17 protein-coding genes are annotated in these 19,202 nt (G+C 63.5%); 6 read left to right on the forward strand and 11 right to left on the reverse strand.

Annotation, left to right across the window (positions count from 1 at the left end; genetic code table 11):
* Nucleotides 1-72: 72 nt before the first annotated feature.
* The gene (locus tag HEP69_RS11775; protein WP_290558728.1) at nucleotides 73-816 is read left to right on the forward strand and encodes a proteasome-type protease; all 744 of its coding nucleotides are present in this window, start codon (nucleotides 73-75) and stop codon (nucleotides 814-816) included.
* A 61-nt stretch (nucleotides 817-877) separates the two neighbouring features.
* Entirely contained in the window at nucleotides 878-2,383 is a 1,506-nt protein-coding gene (locus HEP69_RS11780; RefSeq protein WP_290558729.1) for a malonyl-CoA synthase, read from the forward strand.
* A 7-nt stretch (nucleotides 2,384-2,390) separates the two neighbouring features.
* Here the strand turns inward: HEP69_RS11780 and HEP69_RS11785 are convergent, their stop codons facing one another.
* The 9 genes from HEP69_RS11785 to crtA form a co-directional block, all read right to left on the reverse strand.
* The gene (locus HEP69_RS11785; RefSeq protein WP_290558730.1) at nucleotides 2,391-3,275 is read right to left on the reverse strand and encodes a glycine reductase; all 885 of its coding nucleotides are present in this window, start codon (nucleotides 3,273-3,275) and stop codon (nucleotides 2,391-2,393) included.
* Complete coding sequence (locus HEP69_RS11790) at nucleotides 3,275-3,673, reverse strand: rhodanese-like domain-containing protein (protein WP_290558731.1); 399 nt, start codon at nucleotides 3,671-3,673, stop codon at nucleotides 3,275-3,277. Before HEP69_RS11790 ends, HEP69_RS11785 begins: the two co-directional genes overlap by 1 nt.
* A 477-nt stretch (nucleotides 3,674-4,150) precedes the next feature.
* A complete protein-coding gene (locus tag HEP69_RS11795) occupies nucleotides 4,151-5,890 on the reverse strand; it encodes an alpha/beta fold hydrolase (RefSeq protein ID WP_290558732.1) in 1,740 nt (579 codons plus the stop codon).
* A 474-nt stretch (nucleotides 5,891-6,364) separates the two neighbouring features.
* A complete protein-coding gene (gene cobO / locus HEP69_RS11800; protein ID WP_290558733.1) occupies nucleotides 6,365-6,964 on the reverse strand; it encodes a cob(I)yrinic acid a,c-diamide adenosyltransferase in 600 nt (199 codons plus the stop codon).
* Between the two features lie 57 nt (nucleotides 6,965-7,021).
* Nucleotides 7,022-7,963, reverse strand: a complete 942-nt coding sequence (locus tag HEP69_RS11805) for a DMT family transporter (protein ID WP_290558734.1) — start codon at nucleotides 7,961-7,963, stop codon at nucleotides 7,022-7,024.
* Nucleotides 7,964-8,033: 70 nt separating this feature from the next.
* Complete coding sequence (gene bchO, locus HEP69_RS11810) at nucleotides 8,034-8,918, reverse strand: alpha/beta fold hydrolase BchO (protein WP_290558735.1); 885 nt, start codon at nucleotides 8,916-8,918, stop codon at nucleotides 8,034-8,036.
* A gap of 4 nt (nucleotides 8,919-8,922) precedes the next feature.
* Nucleotides 8,923-10,584 (reverse strand): magnesium chelatase subunit D, encoded by a 1,662-nt coding sequence (locus tag HEP69_RS11815; RefSeq protein WP_290558736.1) that lies wholly within the window; start codon nucleotides 10,582-10,584, stop codon nucleotides 8,923-8,925.
* Nucleotides 10,581-11,585, reverse strand: coding sequence for a magnesium chelatase ATPase subunit I (gene bchI / locus HEP69_RS11820; protein ID WP_290558737.1), 1,005 nt, complete (start codon nucleotides 11,583-11,585; stop codon nucleotides 10,581-10,583). The genes HEP69_RS11815 and bchI overlap by 4 nt, the downstream gene beginning before the upstream one ends.
* A complete protein-coding gene (gene crtA, locus HEP69_RS11825) occupies nucleotides 11,582-12,307 on the reverse strand; it encodes a spheroidene monooxygenase (RefSeq protein WP_290558738.1) in 726 nt (241 codons plus the stop codon). Before crtA ends, bchI begins: the two co-directional genes overlap by 4 nt.
* Nucleotides 12,308-12,424: 117 nt before the next feature.
* On the opposite strand from crtA, the gene HEP69_RS11830 reads away from it, so the two are divergent.
* From HEP69_RS11830 to HEP69_RS11840, 3 genes are read left to right on the forward strand one after another with little or no spacing between them, the layout of a single operon-like run.
* Entirely contained in the window at nucleotides 12,425-13,990 is a 1,566-nt protein-coding gene (locus HEP69_RS11830; RefSeq protein ID WP_290558739.1) for a phytoene desaturase, read from the forward strand.
* Complete coding sequence (crtB, locus tag HEP69_RS11835; protein ID WP_290558740.1) at nucleotides 13,987-15,027, forward strand: 15-cis-phytoene synthase; 1,041 nt, start codon at nucleotides 13,987-13,989, stop codon at nucleotides 15,025-15,027. Before HEP69_RS11830 ends, crtB begins: the two co-directional genes overlap by 4 nt.
* Before the next feature lie 5 nt (nucleotides 15,028-15,032).
* Nucleotides 15,033-15,500, forward strand: coding sequence for a TspO/MBR family protein (locus HEP69_RS11840; protein ID WP_290558741.1), 468 nt, complete (start codon nucleotides 15,033-15,035; stop codon nucleotides 15,498-15,500).
* A gap of 282 nt (nucleotides 15,501-15,782) precedes the next feature.
* Here the strand turns inward: HEP69_RS11840 and crtC are convergent, their stop codons facing one another.
* Nucleotides 15,783-16,661: a carotenoid 1,2-hydratase gene (gene crtC, locus HEP69_RS11845; protein ID WP_290558784.1), complete on the reverse strand. Its 879-nt coding sequence runs from the start codon at nucleotides 16,659-16,661 to the stop codon at nucleotides 15,783-15,785.
* The gene (gene crtD, locus HEP69_RS11850) at nucleotides 16,658-18,217 is read right to left on the reverse strand and encodes a 1-hydroxycarotenoid 3,4-desaturase CrtD (protein WP_290558742.1); all 1,560 of its coding nucleotides are present in this window, start codon (nucleotides 18,215-18,217) and stop codon (nucleotides 16,658-16,660) included. The genes crtC and crtD overlap by 4 nt, the downstream gene beginning before the upstream one ends.
* A gap of 115 nt (nucleotides 18,218-18,332) precedes the next feature.
* On the opposite strand from crtD, the gene HEP69_RS11855 reads away from it, so the two are divergent.
* Nucleotides 18,333-19,202, forward strand: coding sequence for a polyprenyl synthetase family protein (locus HEP69_RS11855; RefSeq protein ID WP_290558743.1), 870 nt, complete (start codon nucleotides 18,333-18,335; stop codon nucleotides 19,200-19,202).

Below are 19,202 nucleotides of genomic sequence, written 5' to 3' on the forward strand. Positions count from 1 at the left end.
GGTGGGTTAACCGATCTCTATGAGTCTTGCGCTCATACCGGTCGAGCGGGACAGCAGGCAGGCACGAAAATCATGACCTATTGTGTGGGGATGCGTCTGAAAAAGGGGCTGGTGTTCATGTCCGACACCCGCACCAATGCCGGTCTCGATAACATCGCCACGGCGCAGAAGATGCACACCTGGGAGGTGCCGGGGGAACGGGTGATTACCCTGATGACCGCCGGGAACCTCGCCACGACACAGGCCGTTGTCGGGCTAATCGACGAGCGACTCAAGGCGCCTCTGGATCGCAATCCGTCGATCCTCGACGCGCCGTCGATGTTTCAGATCGCGCGCGAGGTCGGGCAGACCCTGAAAGACGTGATCGCCGATAACCTCAGCGGTCAGCAGGAGGCCTCTGTCACCGCAGCCGCTTTTGGCGCCACGATGATTGTCGGCGGCCAGATCAAGGGCAGCGAACCGCGTCTGTTTCTGATCTATCCCGAAGGGAATTTCATCGAAGCCTCTGATGACAACCCGTTCTTTCAGATCGGAGAGACGAAGTACGGCAAACCCATTCTGGTGCGCGCCTATGAGCCGGACATGTCCTTTGAGGATGCGGTCAAGCTGCTGCTGGTCAGTTTCGACAGCACGATCAAGTCGAATCTGTCGGTCGGTCTGCCCATCGACTATGTCATCTATCGCGCTGACGAGATGAAGATCGGGCATCAGGCCCGGGTCGAAGAGGGGGATGCATATTACACGACCATCTCCAACGGCTGGGGGGAGGCGCTGAAAACCGCCTTTGGCCAATTGCCTGAATTCACCTTCGGCTGACTTGCAGGCCCTGCGCATTGCTCCTAACCCTATGCGGTGTTTTGCGCCCAAGGACCTGCCGATGACCAACCCGCTTTACGATACGCTCTTTGGCCGCCATGCGGGCAACGGGGAGGTGTTCCTCTATCTGCCAGAGGGCGGCACAATCACATATGCCGGGTTCGTGGAGCAGGCAGGGCAGATGGCCCAGGCGTTGACTTCACTTGATCTGGTGCCGGGGGACCGCGTGGCGGTACAGATCACCAAATCCCATCATGCGTTGGCGGTCTATGCGGCCTGCGTGCAGGCTGGCCTTGTCTTTCTGCCGCTCAACCCTGCCTATACGCCGGATGAGGTCGCGTATTTCGTCGACAACAGCGGCGCCGCCCTTTTGGTGTGCGAAGATGCGACCCTTGCAGTCCTTTCGCCTATTGCCCGGCAGGCGGGCACGCGGGTGCAGACGCTCAATGCCGATGGCACCGGTTCTTTGGGCCAACGGGCCGCTGCGCAGACAGACCGTTTTGCGACCGTGTCCCGGGAGGAGGGCGATCTGGCCGCGATGCTCTATACGTCGGGCACCACGGGACGGTCCAAAGGCGCGATGCTGAGCCAGAGGAACCTTTTGTCCAATGCGCAGGTGCTGGCGGAGTGTTGGCGGTTCACCGATGCGGATGTGCTGCTGCATGCGCTGCCGATCTTTCACACGCACGGGCTCTTCGTGGCGACCAATATCGCTCTCTTGACCGGGGGGGCGATGGTCCTGCTGCCAAAGCTCGACATCGACCGGATAATCGACTGGCTGCCGCGGTCGACCGCGATGATGGGGGTGCCCACATTCTATACACGGCTTTTGGCCGATGCGCGGTTTACCAGCGATCTGGTGGGGCACATGCGCCTCTTTATCTCGGGCTCCGCGCCCCTGCTGGCCGAGACGCACAAGCAGTTCGAGGCGCGCACGGGTCACCGCATCCTCGAACGCTACGGGATGACCGAAACCAATATGAACACCTCCAACCCTTATGACGGCGAGCGCCGCGCGGGCACTGTTGGGTTCCCGCTGCCGCGGGTCGAGCTCAAGGTCTGTGACCCGCATACCGGGGCGCTCTGCGGCCCTGGCGAGATCGGTGTGATCGAGGTGCGGGGCGACAACGTCTTTCAGGGCTATTGGCAGATGCCCGAGAAGACGGCGGCCGAGCTGCGCGCCGACGGGTTCTTCATCACTGGCGATCTGGGGTTCGTCGATGCGGATGGCTATGTCACCATCGTGGGGCGCAACAAGGATCTGATCATCTCGGGCGGGTACAACATCTATCCCAAGGAGGTGGAGCTGATCCTCGATGATCAACCCGGCGTGCTGGAAAGCGCGGTGATCGGCGTGCCGCATCCCGATTTTGGCGAAACGCCCGTTGCGGTTCTGGTCGCGGATGGCGATCTGGACGAGGCGGCGGTGGCCGCAGCCGTCAAGCACAGCCTTGCCGGATTCAAATGCCCGCGCGCCTATGTCGTGGTCGAGGCCTTGCCGCGCAACACCATGGGCAAGGTGCAAAAGAACGTCCTGCGCGACCGGTGCAAGGACAGGTTCGCCTGACGGGATCCTACAGTTCGGCGCGCTTTTCCGCAGCCAGCGCCTTGGCTTTGTCGAAGGCGTCCTTGCGGCGGGCGATCTCGTCGGCGCTCAGCGTGTCGGGGTTCGCGTAATCCTCACGCCAGTTCGCCGGACCGGGCCAGATAAGCGGCGAGCGATGGGTGGTGCGGGCCGCGTTCGCGTGCTCCAGCAGATCCAGCGCAAGGTGCAGCGTCTGATCCTGCGAGGCCCTGTCATTCGGGATCCCAGCGGCGTTGCCCAAGGGGAAATCGCTGAAATGATACCGAGGCACGCCGACCCGCTCCACGATATCCAGCGCGCAGCCGATTATCACGGTGGGTATGCCCGCCGCCTCGACCGTGCGGGCGGCCAGCGCGCAGGACTGATGGCAGACTGGGCAATTGGGCACCAGGATCACCGCGTCCACGCCAGCCGCGCGCAACCGGGTCACCAGATCTGGGCAATCCACATCTGTTGTCTGGCGTTGGGATCGGTTCGTCGGCAGGCCAAAGACCAAAGGCGCGGCCTCCCCAATCCGCCCCTCAGCCGCGGCGCGATGTAACGCGGCCAGCGGCAGGTAGCTGCCCGGATCCTCGCCGGTGGTGTGGTCCCGGTCGATCGCGACATGGGCGATGCGCAGATCCGGCACCGGGTCGGCGGGCAGGGCATAAACCTCATAGAATTTCGCCCGCGCATTGTAAGGCGCGCCGGGACCCTGATCTCCCTGACCTGGCAGGTAAGGGGCGGCGGTCGTGACAACCGTGACCCGGGCCTTCGCCAGCCGGGGCGCGGGCGCAAAGGGCACCTCATCGAACCGCGCCCACTCATAGGGCGCGCCGTAACCCAGCGCCCGGTAATAGGCCCGGGTCCGCGCGATGTAGCGGATCGGCGCCATTACCCCTTTGGCGGATCGACCGGCCCGCCCGCCTTGACCCAGTCGGTAAAGCCTTCGCGCAGATGTGCGGCCTCAAATCCCATATCGTTCAGCGCGGCAGTGGCCAGCGCCGACCGCCAGCCCGACGCGCAATGCAGCACATAGCGCTTGCCTGCCTGCCCGAATACATCGCGGTAATAGGGGCTGTCGGGATCGACCCAGAATTCCAGCATGCCGCGCGGCGCGTGGATCGCGCCGGGGATCGCACCGGTCTTTTGACGCTCGCGAATGTCGCGGATGTCTACGATGACGGTTTCGGGGTCTGCCACAGCCGCGATCAGATCGGCGGTTTCGACCTCCTCGATCCGTGCGCGCGCTTGTGCGACCAGGTCCGCCGCTGTCACTGTGAGCTTTGTCATGGATGATCTCTCCTTTCCGACTAGCTGGCCGCAGACCTCGGTCAAGTCAAGTCATGGTCGGACCGGCCGGGGCCGGTTTGCCAATCGAGATAAAGGTTCCGGCACAAACAGCGGGTCAGCCCAGGCTCACCCTTGGCTGCACCCCTTTTTGACAGGCCCGAGGGGTCTTCCCGGCGCATCGCCATTCCAGGAATCAGCGTCGATGACGGGGTTGGGGGACAGACGGGCCGACAGCCTGTTATCGCCCTGAGCCGCATGGATTGCGCGGCTTGAAACCCCGCTGGCGACCTGATTGTGCTAACCGAGTTCCGCGTCGGTGGTGAAAATGCGCAGGGAGAGCAAGAGCTTATCGAACCCTCGCATATCGCGCGCCTGGGATCGGGTCCGCTAGCCTCGCTCCGATGAGATCAACGGGCGTGCCGAGGGGCGCCGGGCAAATGGCCAAAGATCAGCCGGCGAAAGCGGATGACGTTTCCGTTAGGCTGAAGCGGCCAGCGTCGCGACGACCGTTTCGGGCGTGCGATACAAAAGAAGCTGGCCTGTCTCTTCCTCAACGATCAGCCTGGCGCGTTGCCCCAGCCGGGCGGCGAACTCCTCCACCGAGGCGATGCTGACGACCGGATCGTGGCGCCCGTGGATCAAGGTGACGGGAACCTGGGATTGATCGACCCGCTCAGACCAGTCGCGGACGACCTGATAGGAGTCGATCTCGAACGCCCGATGACCCTGCGCGATAGAGAACTGATATCCAGCAGCGATGATCCGCGCCGTCTCTCCGTCGGAGAGGATCTCAAGATCGGTCGGCGAGGTCTCATAGAGTGAGCGCATGAAATTCTCCTCTCCGCCGAAATCAAGCTGCCTGATCCCGGCACGCAACAGGAACGGCAGGAGTTTGGGCGTGTATTTTGCGGTATAGGCCACCAGCCGCTGGCGGGGCGACATTGTGGCAAACTGTTCGATCGAGCGGATTGGAACGCCGCCCGACACGCTGGTGATGGAGCGCACGCGCGCGCCCAGATGCGCGGCCGCTGCAAAGGCATAGACAGCGCCTGCCATATGGCCGACCAGCCCGACGGCTTCCAACCCGAGATGGTCGAGCAGGTCTTCGACATCACGCGCCACGAGGTTGGGTGCGTCTTTGACCTCGCCCTTGACGCCAGCGGCGCTGCCGAAAAACGGGCGTTCGGGGGCATGGAGGCAAACGTCGTATTCATGCAGCAGATCGACCGTCGCATCGTTCAGATCGCAGCCATCAAGCATGCCGTGGAACATTATGAACGGCCGTCCCTTTGGCGGGCCGAACCGGTGAAAGGGCACGAGCCTGTCGTCTCGTTGCCGAAACCGGAAGGTTTGTCCGCGCCGCACATGGCTTTGCGGATCTCTCAGCGATCCTGCGGCTTCGTTCAGCGACATCAACAGCCGGATCAGATCGGTCTGGGAGCTGACCCCGGTTTTTGACAGCAGCGTTTTGATCTGTGTGCGGACGGTGCTGACGGCGCTGGATCGCCGCTTTGCGATTTCGGCCACGTTGGCGCCTTCGATCAGGCATTGGGCGATCTGCACCTCGGCTGTGGAGAGACCAAAGGACGCCGACAGCATGGTGCCCACGGCCTCGTGCCAGCTTGCGATAACCTGGTTGAGGATGATCAGCGCTTCGCCGTCGCCATTCTCGACCCGCTGGGTCAGCATGAAAAGCGTCTTGTCGGCAGGTGGAGAGTGAATGCGCAGAACCGTCTGACCGCAGGTTGGGTCGGTTTCGGTCTCCAATCGGGCGATCAGCTTGGTCAATTCCTCGCGGGAGCGGTCCCAGAATGGCAGTTCATCGATCCGGCTGAGGCGGCGCAGGTCGAAATACCGGCTGGCGGCGCCGTTATACCAGACAATCTGACCGGATCTGTCGACCAGAACCGATGCGCCGGCCGATCCGTGCCCGGTGCCCGACCTTTCGCCGGATGGATCTGAGCGGCCCAGCTCTTCAAGCAGACGGAAGCCCATATCGAAATGCCGCGAGAGAGTGTCGAGCGGGACTGTTTCCTCCAGCTCGACCTCCTTTTTCAGGGCTGTGAGATCGTCCAGCGCCTTTTCGACATAGTCAGCCCATTTCTCCATAAAGTCGTCATAGGCATGGGGGCTGATCGCGACTTTGTAGATTCGCTCGATCAGTTCCGCTTCAATCCGGGCTCTGTCCGGGTCGGGTGTTGGCACCTGATCATGCATGATCATATACCTTGCAGCCTGTGTTGAACCCACGTGTCGGATACACCAAATGGGGTATCCTGGAGAGAAAGGTCCGGTTTTTTGGTCGCGTGGATTCGATGGCTTTACCCAATATGTCTCCGCTCGGTCTTTGAAGATTTTTGAAAAAGTGTTTATATTTGGATAATTATAGGCCAATCGCGGATCGGGCCTTGGTAAAATTTCTGTGTAACGCGGATATGACCCGGGCGAGGGGAAACATCACGCCGCCATTGATCGCGCAATCAGCCGGTCTTAGCCTCGCAAAGCAGCCAGCGTTAATGCCGTGAGTGGCCAAAGGTTGTAACCGTATTGGACCAAAGCATTTTTTAAGACAACCATCAGGAGGCGGGTCTATTTTGGCCCGCCACTTGCCTGATGTAGGATGACCTGCGAGGATCGCGCGCCGATGCCGATGCGGCGATCGCGCGTGAAAAAAGACCCGTGGGAACCGGTCTAGAAATCCAAACCGCGCTGCGCTTTGATCCCGGCGGCATAGGGGTGTTTGACCTCGGTCATCTCGGTCACCAGATCGGCATAGTCACAGAGCTCTGGCTTGGCATCCCGACCGGTCAGGATCACGCTGGTCCGTTCCGAGCGCGCCTTGAGACCGTCCAGCACCGCTTGGATATCCAGATATGCATAGCGCAACGCGATATTGATCTCATCCAGAACGACCAGATCGAACGCGCCGCTCTCCATCATCTCGCGCGCCTTGGCAAAGGCGGCCTCGGCCGCGGCGATATCGCGATCCTTGTCTTGGGTGTCCCAGGTAAAGCCTTCGCCCATGGTGTGCCATGTGATTTGCCCCAGCTTGTCGAAGAACTGGCGTTCTCCGGTGATCCAGTTGCCCTTGATGAACTGCACCACGCCTACGGTTTTCTTCCATCCCAGCGCACGTATGATCACCCCAAAGGCAGAAGACGATTTGCCCTTGCCATTACCGGTATGAACCAGCACCAGACCCCGCCCTGGGTCGCTTGCCTCGGCCACTTTCTTGCGGTGTTTGGCCTGCACCTTCTTCATTTCGGCTTTGTGGGTTTCGGCGTCTGACATGAGATCCTCCGGCGCTGTCTGAGCGGACCCTATAGCCTTGCCGCTTGGGGTAAAGGCCTAACCGCTTTTGGGATCGGAGACCGAGCGCGCCTTGCTGCGATCCATGCCCAGCTGCCGCTCGCGCCAGATAACCACGGCACCGCCCGCGATAACCAGGGCAGCCCCGGCCAGCATTACCAATGTCGGCAATTCGTCGAACCAGACATAGCCGATCAGCACCGCAAACAGCATCGAGGAATAGTCATAGGGCGCCAACATCGAGGCACTGCCGAACCGGTAAGATGAGGTAATGAGGATCTGTGCAATGCCGCCGATAAAGCCCGCCCCGACAAGAACCATGATCGTTCCGATATCCGGCATCACCCAGCCAAAGGGCGCGGTCAACAGCGACAGCCCGGCCGCAGTGAGCGAAAAGTAAAAGACAATTGCGGCGGTATGTTCCGTCTCGACCATTCGGCGCACATGAATTTGCACCATGGATCGCATCAATGTCGCCATGAGGACCAGAATGGCCCCCAATGTCGCCCCGTCCTGAAGCGTGCCTGTCCCCGAAAGCCGTGGCCAAAGCATGATCAGGACGCCGATCAAGCCCAGCAATACGGCCGAGACGCGGATCATGCGGATGCGTTCGCCCAGCAGGATCGCGGCCAGGATCACGGTAAAGATCGGCGTGGCAAAGCCGATCGCCGTCACTTCTGGCAGCGGCAACAGGCCAAGGCCGGTAAAGGTCAGCCCCATGGCCATTGTCCCCAACATCCCCCGCAGCACATGGTACCCGGGTTTGCGGGTGATCAACCCCTGGCGCAGCTCCTGCCGCGCGATCAGCCAGGCCAGAATGATGGGAATGGCAAAGAACGACCGAAAGAACACCGCCTGCCCGGGCGGCACCGCATCAGAGGTGGATTTGACCATACCTGCCATGACGATGAACAAAAACACCGCGGCCAGCTTCAGGCTGATCGCGAGCCCCGGTCGATGCGATGTTAAGTTTTTTGCCATGCGACAGCCATGCGCTTTTCACACGCCAAAGGCAAGGCTGCGGCATGCAAAGCCCGTATGCGACAGCGGATCAGCTGAGGTCTGCCAGGGTCGCTATGCGGTCAAGTCTGTCATAGCTGCGCGCGATGTGATCCGCGATCTGCCGTGGATCCTCTTCATGCGCGAGATGCCCCAGATCGTTCAGTCGCAGCACCGAGGCATCCGGCAGCCGCCGTGCGGCGCGTTCCGATACACTCGGCGGCACCGCCTCATCGCGGTCAGCGGCCATGAAAAGACACGGGGTCGAGATCTGCGGAAGATCGCGCAGCAGATCGGTCAGCGACCATTGCGCCATCATCAACAGCGTGGCGTCCACATGACCCGGATCGCCCACCAGCCTGCGGTAGTAGGCAAGCCCCTCTGGCGACAGCCGCGTGCCGGTGCTTTCGATTAGGCTGCGCACCCGGTCCGGGCTGTGGGCGCTGCGCGAGAAAAACGTGGCTGCCCCCGGCGTCAGCGCCAAAAGCTTGGCCATCGCCGGAAAGAGAATGCCCGCCACCCCCTCGAAATTGCCAAGGGCTGGGTTGATGCCGATCATTTGCCGAACGGATGGCAGGTGTTGCGCAAGCCGCAGCGCCACGGCACCCCCGGCGGAATGGCCGATCACCAATTCGGGGTGCCAGCGTTCCTGAGCTGCCAGACGGACGATATCCTGGGCCATTGGATCAAGGCCCGAGCGGTGGCGCGCGCCAAGCTGGGTCAGCCCTTGCCCCGGAAGATCGATCGCGACGACGCGAAACTGTTCGGCCAAGAGCGGTATCACATCGCGGAACGAATGGCTCGACCCGCCCGCGCCATGGATCAAAAGGATCGTGGGGCCGCTGCCGGTCTCCTGCACATGCCAGCGGTGCGGCTTGCAAAAGACCTGACGCGACAGCTCCTTGTTAAGCCAGTCGGAAGGGGGCGGCCAGCGCATCGATTCACACCGCGCTCAAAGCGTCGGAGACAGCCTCGCTCACCCGCTGGGCATCGGCGCGCGGCAGCGGCAGATAGGGCGCGTCCAGCACAGAGGCGAGCCCTTGCAGGGCCGGTTGCGGACGGTTCGAAGTGTCGATCATCAGCCCCTGGATGTTCTGCGCGCGTATGCTGTTGGCAAGCGTTTCGCTGTCGGCATTGGCGCGGGGCCGGTCGGCACTGCCATCCAGCGCGATGTTGGCCCGGCCATCGGTCATCACGACGACCGTAGGGGTCAGCCCCTTGGTTTTCGAGATCGCGGCCAGTTCGGCGGCCTGTTTCAGCCCGGCGGCCAGCGGCGTGCCGCCCCCTCCGGGCAGGGCGGCAAGGCGGCGCTTGGTCTGTACCAGGCTGCGCGTGGGGGGCAGCAGAACCTCGGCGCTCGTACCCCTGAACGCCACCAGGGCCACGTGATCACGGCGGGCATAGGCCTGGGCCAACAGGATCTCGACCGCGCCCTTGGCCTCGTTCAACCGGCTGATGGCCGAACTGCCCGAGGCATCGACGGTAAAGATCAACAGCCGGTCGGATTTTTCCTCGAACCGGCGCATCCGCAGGTCCGAGGCGCGGATGATCAGCCCCGGCGCATCCGGTTGCGTCTTGCGGCGCAGCGGCTGCCAGGGGGCGGCGGCGCGCAGGGTGGCCACCAGATCGATCCGCGCGCGTCCGTCCAGACGGCCAGGGCGCGGTGGCAGCGGGCGGCCCCTCCGGTTGCCCTTGCGCTTTTCGCCAGCGCCGGAACCGGTGGCGTTGCGGTTCTTCGCCTTTGCCTTGAGCCGGTCCAGCAGATCGGCGGGCAACAGCGCTTTGACCGCCTCGATCAGCATCTCGCCGCTGGGCAGGTTGTCGGATTGTTCCGTGTCGGCTCTCTGGTCCTCCGCCGGTGAGGGGTCGGGTGCGTCGGGTTCGGTCTCCTGTGGCGCTTCTGGGATCAGCGTCGCGCGGCTGGGATAGACGAGTGCCGCTGCGGCGCTGATATCCTCTGCCGAGATCCCTCTCCGCCCCTGCACGGCGGCATGCGCGCGCGCGCAGCGCAGCGCCAGCAAAGGCGCGCGCAGGCTGTCGATGCCGAACCGCGCCGCCAACACCGTCAACGCGGTCAAGGCGTCGTCTGGGACGTGGATATGCCTGGCCGTCTTCGGGCCGGGCAGGGCGGGTGCCTTCAGATCGGCAAGGCTCACCCCATCCAGGTCGATGTGAAAGGCCAACCGTTCCGGCAGGGCGGGCGCCACCTGCTCATCGGGCTCCGCGCCTTCGTCCAGCAGGATCAGGCAGGATCCGGGATCGCCATCCATATGCTGGGCCAGCCGCGCGGCCAGCCCGGATTCGGCCCGTTCGGCCATGCTCAGCACGATCACCTGTCGGTCGGCAAGAAGACCCCGGCTGCGCATCACGCGGCCCGACGACAGGGTCGCGGCGATGTCCACGCCGCCAAAGAGCTGATCGTCGCCAATCGTGGGGTGGATGCGCCGGATCGGCAGGCCGATTCGGTCCAGAGCGGCGACCAGCGCATCGCGCGCCGGACCTGGACGGGCCCGGATCACCATGCCGCCCAGACCCGCAGGATCGACGGCCAGACAAGCCAGCGCCAGATGCGCGCGGACCCAGATGTCGCGCCCTTCGCTCACCCCAGCACGCTGCCCACGATCCGCGCGACGCGGGCGCCGGACCCGGCCTCGTCGAGCGGATCGCGGCGCAAACGGTGCGAGAGCGCCAGCGGCGCCACATCGCGCAGATGTTTGCGTGTCACCCGGCCATGGCCGCGATAGGCCGCCAGCGCGCGGGCGGCGCGCAGCAATGTCAGCTCGCCGCGCAGCCCGTCCGATCCCAGCGCGATGCACAGTTCCGCGCAATCGCGCAGGATCTTGTCGGAGGCTTTGACCGTGCGCACCAGATCCCGCGCGGCGAGAATGCGGTTGCGCGTGCGCTCCTCCTCTCCCTGCCAGCGGGTCAAGAAGGCCATGCGGTCGGCGTCGAACGCATCCCGGCGGCGGATCACCTCTACCCGGTCGCCGATATCGTTGGGCGAGGCAACCTCGACCGAGAGGCCGAAGCGATCCAGAAGCTGCGGGCGCAGCTCGCCCTCCTCGGGGTTGCCCGAGCCGACCAGAACGAACCGCGCCGGATGGCGAATCGAAAGCCCCTCCCGTTCCACCACGTTCTCGCCCGACTGCGCGACATCGAGCAGCAGATCGACGATGTGATCCTCCAGCAGGTTCACCTCGTCGATGTAAAGATATCCGCGATTGGCCCGCGCCAGCAGGCCAGGCTCAAATGCCTTTTCGCCGCGTGTCAGCGCCCGTTCGATATCGAGCGCGCCGACCACGCGATCCTCTGTCGCGCCCAGCGGCAGATCCACCACCGGGGTCGGACGCTCGACAATGTCGGGTTTGGCAATCTCGGCCCAGTCCGGACAGGCCTCCAGGCTGGCGGAGTTCACCGGGCAGCCTTCGACCTGGGTGATCGGCGGCAAGAGGGCGGCCAGCGCCCGAACTGCGGTGGATTTGCCAGTGCCGCGATCGCCAAAGACCAGAACGCCGCCGATACCTGGGTCGATCGCGGTCAGGATCATCGCCTGTTTCATCGGATTTTGGCCGACAATGGCCGAGAAGGGGAAGGGATATGTCATGTCGTGGCTTCCAGGTCTAGGGGAGGCAGCTTGGCGAGGGGGCTAACCCCGCCCCAGCTGCCCATGTCGCCGGTGACGGCGAACCTTGCGTAAAGCTCTTCGCGGAACCAACCGCCCTCGCGGACGGCGGCGATGGCGCGCTGATGCGGCCCGCCCGGCGCGCGGGCGAAATGTGCCATCGCATCGGCATCGGGCCAGATCGAAAACGTAACCTGATGCAAAAGCGGCACCTCGCCGATGCCGATCTTGAAGATCACATTGGCATCCGCGCCGATCACGGAGGAGATATCGGGCACCTGTTTCCAGAATTTCGCCGCGACCGCAGGTTTCACTGTCGCCCGGGTCAGCGCGGCCAACGGTCCGGGTTCAGCCCCCTGCGAGACCTCGAAGGGCGCTTCCCCGGCCCAGTGCCCCCGGGCGGACGTCGGGGTCAGGAACACGGTCCAGTCCTCAGAGGCGCGGCTGCGATAGCGGGTCCAGATGCGCGAGTGCGCGACCTGTCGGCGCGCGGTGGCCTCATCCCTCCAGGTGGAGAGGATTGCATAAACGGCTGTGTTGGGCACGGGTGTGAACCCCTCACCCGTTCCGGACCCGCAGAGCTTCCAGAACCCGATTCCGTCGACCTTGGGCAGGGCGAATCGCGCCGCACCCATCATGCCCAGCGCCCAAAGGCGCGCCAAAGGCGTGCGGAACCTGAAAAAGCTGAGTGATACGGCTTGCATGGCTTCGATCTTGGTGGCTTCCAAGGTGTGTCAATCAAAGTTTACACAATTTCACTTGCAAGGAAAGGGGGAATGGCAGCATTGTAAACCCAGATAGACATATAGCGTGGACAGTTCATGACTCGCGTTGACAAGATCAAGACACATGTACCGGTGGTAGGCATACACCGCCCGAAACCGGCCAAACCCCATGCGGTGGTGATCGGCGCAGGGCTTGGTGGTTTGGCCGGAGCCATGCGGCTTGGGGCCAAGGGCTACCGCGTGACGGTGGTCGACCGTCTCGATGTGCCCGGCGGGCGTGGATCGTCGATGACGCAGGATGGACACCGGTTCGATCTGGGCCCCACGATTGTGACCGTGCCGCAGGTGTTCAAGGAGTTGTGGGCGGCCTGCGGGCGCGATTTCGAAGCGGATGTCGATCTGCGCCCGATGGATCCGTTTTACGAGATCCGCTGGCCCGATGGATCGACCTTTACCGCGTGCCAGGAGACCGGCCGGATGCGGGCCGAGGTGGCCCGGCTCAGCCCCGGCGATCTGGCGGGGTATGATCGGTTCCTGCGCGACGCGGAGACGCGGTATTGGTTCGGGTTCGAGGATCTGGGCCGCCGGTCGATGCATGAGCTGTGGGAGCTGATCAAGGTCTTGCCGACCTTTGCGCGGTTGCGCGCAGACAGGTCCGTCTATGCCCATGCCGCGCGGCGGGTCAAGGATGAACGGCTGCGCATGGCGCTCAGCTTTCATCCGCTGTTCATCGGCGGCGATCCGTTCCGCGTGACCTCCATGTATGCGCTGGTCAGCCATCTGGAAAAAGAGTTCGGCGTGCACTACGCCATGGGCGGTGTCGCCGCGATGGCCCGAGCCATGGCCGATGTGATTGCCGATCAGGGCAGCACGCTGCGGCTGGAGACCGAGGTCGACGAGATCCTGATCCGCGATCACCGCGCCGTCGGCATACGGCTGGTGGGCGGAGAGGAGATCGCAGCCGATATCGTGGTGTCGAACGCGGATGCGGGCCACACCTATGACCGGCTGCTCAGGCGTCGGACGAAATGGCGCTGGACGACCGACAGCCTGAAACGCAAACGGTGGTCGATGGGGCTGTTCGTGTGGTATTTCGGGACCAAGGGGACCCGCAACAAATGGGCCGATGTCGGCCACCACACGATCCTGAACGGACCGCGCTACAAGGGGCTGGTCAACGACATCTTCATCAAGGGCAAACTGGCCGAGGATATGAGCCTCTATGTCCACCGGCCCAGCGTCACCGACCCTTCGGTCGCACCTGAAGGGGATGATACGTTCTATGTCCTGAGCCCCGTGCCCCATATCGGCCATGACGATCCCGTCGATTGGGCCGAGATGGGTGAGACCTATCGCGCGCGGGTCCAAGCGGTGCTTGAAGAGCAGATGATGCCGGGTCTGGGCGATCATCTGAAAACATCGCTGGTCTTCACGCCCGAGACGTTCCGCGATCGCTATCTCAGCCCCCATGGCGCCGGGTTTTCGATCGAGCCGCGCATCCTGCAAAGCGCCTGGTTCCGCCCGCATAACGTGAGCGAGGAATTCAAGGGCCTCTATCTGGTGGGTGCGGGCACGCATCCCGGTGCCGGCCTGCCCGGTGTGGTGTCCAGCGCCGAGGTGCTGGCGCAACTGGTGCCCGATCCCGCGACGGTGACAACGTGATCGCGCCCGCCGATATGGAGGCCTGCCGCGAGGCGATCCGTCATGGATCGCTGTCGTTTTATGCCGCCTCCAAGCTTTTGCCGTCTTCGGTACGTGATCCCGCACTGGCGCTTTATGCGTTTTGCCGCCTGGCCGATGATGCGGTCGATCTGCAAAGCGCCAAGGCCGATGCGGTGCTGCGTCTGCGCGACCGGCTGGATCTGGTCTATGCCGGGCGGCCCCGAGACGCGGCTGCGGATCGTGCCTTTGCCGCTGTTGTGGAAGAGTTTCAAATGCCGCGCGCGTTGCCTGATGCGCTCCTCGAAGGGTTGGCCTGGGACGCAAGCTGGCGACAGTATCGAACGATGTCGGATCTGCACGCCTATTCGGCGCGGGTCGCCTCCGCCGTTGGCGTTATGATGGCGGTTCTGATGCGGGTCCGTGATCCGAACGCGCTGGCGCGCGCGTGCGATCTGGGTGTTGCGATGCAGCTGACCAATATCGCGCGTGATATCGGCGAGGATGCGCGTGAAGGGCGGCTCTATCTTCCGCTCGACTGGTTCGCCCAGGCTGGGCTGAACCCCAAGGCCTTTCTCGCAGACCCGCGCCCGACCAAGGCGATCCGAGGGATGGTCCGCCGGTTGGTGATGGAAGCGAACAGGCTCTACTTTCGGTCCGAGGCGGGGATCGGTGCGCTACCCCATTCCGCACGGCCCGGCATCTTTGGCGCGCGCTTTATCTATGCCGGGATCGGCCAGCGGCTGACCGCGATGGATTATGACAGCATCAGCGCGCGGGCCCGTACCGGCAAGCTTCAAAAGATCGGCTGGTTGGGCGTCTCGATGCTGCGATCTGGTGTGACCATGGTCATGCCGCGATCGGCGGTCATCTACGCGCCACCCCTGCCGGAGGTCGCCTTTCTCGTGGATGCCGCAGCCGAGACGCCCGTTCGGGCGCCCGCGCGCAGTGACGCGCTTGTCGATGTGCTGTCGCTCCTTGAGCAACGCCGACGTGCCGAAAGAGAGGGTTTGATTGGCGGGTCCGCTAGACTAGGCTAGGCCCCATGTTCTGGCTGATCTTCGGTATCTTTCTCACGGCCTGCCTCGGCGCGGGCGCCACGGGAGGTCTGTTTCCTCCGGGCCGGTGGTATCGCGATTTGCGCAAGCCCTCCTGGACGCCGCCCGACTGGGTGTTTCCGCTGACCTGGATGATCCTTTACGTGTGCATGGCACTGGCCGCGGCCAGGGTGGCTATGCTGCCGGGCAACGGCGTGGCGATGGCGCTCTGGGCGATGCAGATCGCGTTCAACGCGCTTTGGACGCCAGTCTTTTTCGGTCTCAAGAGGATCCGCATGGGGATGGCGGTGATCGGGGCCTTGTGGCTCGCGGTTTTGGGGACTCTGATCGCTTTGTGGCAGGTCGACACGGTCGCGGGGCTGCTCTTTGTCCCATACCTTGTCTGGGTCACGATCGCATCGGCGCTGAACGCAGCCGTCTGGCGCCTGAACCCGGGCGAGGCACGTGCTGCCTGAGGGCATGTGATCCAATTGAGACGCCTGCGGCGTCACCAATATTCAATTTTCGCCTCCGGCGGTCGTATTGGACTGCAAGAAGAAGAGCCAGGTCCACCCCGCAAACCGAAAGCTTCACGTTCCGGTCGCGGGGCTTCTCCTCGCACGGTCATCGGCTCGACAGCCTGTACCGCAGGGCAAGTTTGACCCGATCAGAGTTAACCCCGAGTTAAAGACAGGCGCGGTCCTGCTGTTTCTTCTCGCCAAAAATACGCAAAACAACCGTTGCCCCGGAGGAGCGCATCAACCCTCCTGGAACTGCCAATTGCGTCGCCGAGGCACGCGCAAGGCTAACATAGGCTTGATCAGGGGGTTGCGGAATCGACGCAGGTCAAGCGCTTCGTGAACGCCGACGGTTTCCACACCGTCCAGCTGCGTTCTGATTGCCGAGCGTGTATAAAAAGGCGCGTCCAGCATGGTTTTGACCTGGCGCGGGCGATATCCCGGATCGGCACGCGTTTCGCGCGACACGGCCCACAGGCTGCGCGCGAGGCGGGTTTTGGGCGGCATCGCCACCTCCCGCGCGCGCCCATCGGCGTCGAAAGAATACCCTGCCGCAAGTACACTGCCATCCATCCGCTCGGCATCGTAAAAGCAGGTCGCCCCCTCTGGCGTCGGGAACCGCCCCCAGGTCCAGTAGGTAAAATCCTGTTCCAGCGCGCGGGTTCCGAAATTGGCGTCGAAATACCCGTGACCGACCCATGTCCAGCCCGGTCTGTCGATCTCGACCTCGATCCGCGCGACCGGGGCGAACGGCCGCCAGATGTGGCTGCGCGCGGGATCCAGCGCCAGTTCGACATTTGTGATCGCGGAGGGGATAACGCGGATCTGTCCCCGGACCCGGCTGATCAGGGGCGGTGACGAAATCTCGTCAATGTCGATAGCCAGGTGGTCGCCCTCCCAGCGCATCATCGAGGGCCCCACCTCCAAACGGGCGGCTGTCTGGCGCAGAGCTGATCGGCCCCGGTCGGTCATGGTAAAGCGCCCACCTGGGCCATAGGTCGCCACATTGATGCAGACATGGTCCTGCGGCACTTTGCGGCCCGACCAGCGATACCAGGGCGAAAACACCGATCCGATAAAGCCGATCACCGAAACGGCGCGTTCCCCATCATCGCTTATTCCGTCGACATACCACCAAGCATAGCCGTTGGGTCCGACCTCGACATTGAAGTTAGGTCGCTCAAGATCGCCGCGACCGCGTGCCGGGCCGAAAGCGTCGCCATCGGCACCCCCGCCCCCGGATGGGCGCCGCCGCCCACCAGATACAGGCCCCGAACCGGCGTGCACGCCGTCGGTCTGTGAAAGGCCGCCATCATGCCGTGCGGGCTTTGTCCGTAAAGCGCTCCTTTGGTCTCGGGAAAGAGCCTGTCGAACATCCTCGGGGTCGTGATCGTGCTCGGATCTGGTGTGGGGGTGAAGATCAGATTGAAGCGCTTTGCCCTGTGAATGATCGTCTCGTGCCATAGGGGCAACTCCCTGTCTGAGGCGTCGGCCGGGTCGGCCGGGGCGTTGGTGATGATTTCAAACCGTTCCAGCGGGGGAGGCGCCTGACCTTGCCCGCGGTCTTCGGCGCAGATATAAAGCGACGGCTGGCGCGGAACGCGGCCCGCGTGCAGATCGGCGAACTCCGCTGCTGGATCACCGTCGAAAAAGACGTTGTGATGGGCCAGCTCGACACCACACGGCACGGCCGCAAAGCTGTAGACGCGTGCCGAAAAGGATCTTTCCCCGCGCAGGCTCTGGCGGGCGACGGATGTGCAGCCTGCACCCAGCGCGCCTGAGGCCAAGGCCCGGGGGTCGCCATTGAACACAACCGCATCTGCCGAAAGATGCGCACCATCCGCTAGGCCGACGCCGCGCGCTCGGCCGCCCTTTACGTCGATATGATCGACATGGGCACCCAGCCTGATGTCCACGCCCAGTGCCGCGGCAAGTTCCGCCATTGCACCGGCCAGCTTATGCATCCCGCCCTTGACCACCCACACCCCCGACGCTTCGGCCTGCCAGATCAGTGCCAGAACCGCCGGAGAGCGGTAAGGCGAGCCACCAACATAGGTGGCGTATCGGCCAAAAAGCTGCGCCAGTCGCGGATCGCTGAACTGCCGCCCTAGCATCCCGGCGAGGCTCGACAGGGGTGCCATCGGGCCGATGACCTTTGGATTTGACAGCACATGACGGATCAGCGCGCCAAGCTTTGGGTCGGGCGCGCGCATCATCGGCGCATCGAATGTGTCGAACAGCTCGGCGGTGCGCTTGGAAAAGCTCCAGAATTCCGCGGCGGCGCGTGGTCCGGCAAAGGCACGGATGGCCTCGGCGCTTTGGTCGGTATCTGCATAGAGGTCGAGCTGCGATCCATCGGGCCAGAAATGTCGCGCCAGCAGCGATTGTGGGATGAGCGTGACATGATCGTCCAGCCGCGCACCGGCATAGCGGAACAGATCGTCAAAAACGTGCCGCATGGTCAGAACGGTCGGCCCTGCATCCACGGGCCCCGCGGCGCTGGGCAAGGTGCGGATCTTGCCGCCTGCGTGTTTGTGCCGTTCCAGCAATGTCACCTCGAACCCGTGCGCGGCAAGGCGGATCGCACTGGCCAACCCTCCGACCCCTGCGCCGATCACCGCCACCCTTGGCCGGACGGAAGTGGAAGCTTTGAATTGGGGGCGAGAAAAGGTCACGCGTGGCACTCCGTATCAATGCATGATTGTTGACTCGTCGTGCGTGAGTGTCCAGTATGATTTACACTTATATGTCGCGAATGACTGACATTGAGGCCAAAAAAGGACTGAGACCATGCCGATGAAGACACGGATCGAGGCCGCGATCACGCAGGCCGTTCAAGCAGGCCAATCGCACCGCGCTCCGCTTCAGCTGGCTCAGGCGCTGCACTATGCGACCTTTCCAGGTGGCGCGCGCATACGGCCCACGATCTGTATGTCGGTTGCGCTGGCCTGCGGCGATGACCGGCCATACCTGGCGGATGCGGCGGCCGCAGCGCTGGAATTGATGCATTGCGCCAGTCTGGTTCATGACGATCTGCCCTGCTTTGACGATGCCGATTTCCGGCGTGGGAAACCGTCGGTTCACCGCGCCTTTTCCGAACCTTTGGCGGTCTTGACCGGGGACAGCCTGATCATCATGGCCTTTGAGCAGATTGCCAAGGCCGCTGTCGATGATCCGGGCCGAGGCATGCAGTTGCTGCTGACCCTGTCCAAACGATCCGGCATGCCCTTCGGCATCTGCGCGGGCCAGGGGTGGGAGAGTGAGGCAAAGATCGACCTTTCAGCCTATCACCAGGCCAAGACCGGCGCCTTGTTCATTGCCGCGACACAGATGGGTGCCCTGGCCGCCGGTCAGGAGGCCGAGCCCTGGTTCGAACTGGGTGCTCGGATCGGTGAGGCGTTTCAGGTCGCCGACGATCTGCGCGACGCGCTTTACGACGAGGAAACATTGGGCAAACCGGCCGGTCAGGACAATCTTCACGGGCGGCCCAACGCGGTGACGCAGCTGGGGGTGCAGGGCGCCGTTTCCCGGCTTAAGGATATTCTGGGAGGGGCCATCGCCTCCATCCCGTCCTGCCCGGGAGAAGCGCAGTTGGCCCAGATGGTGCGCGCCTATGCCGAGCGCCTGACGCCCGTGATGCCTGCCCGACACCCCCACTGA

The organism is Aestuariivita sp., from assembly GCF_021404545.1.
In the GTDB taxonomy this organism is placed as follows: domain Bacteria; phylum Pseudomonadota; class Alphaproteobacteria; order Rhodobacterales; family Rhodobacteraceae; genus Aestuariivita.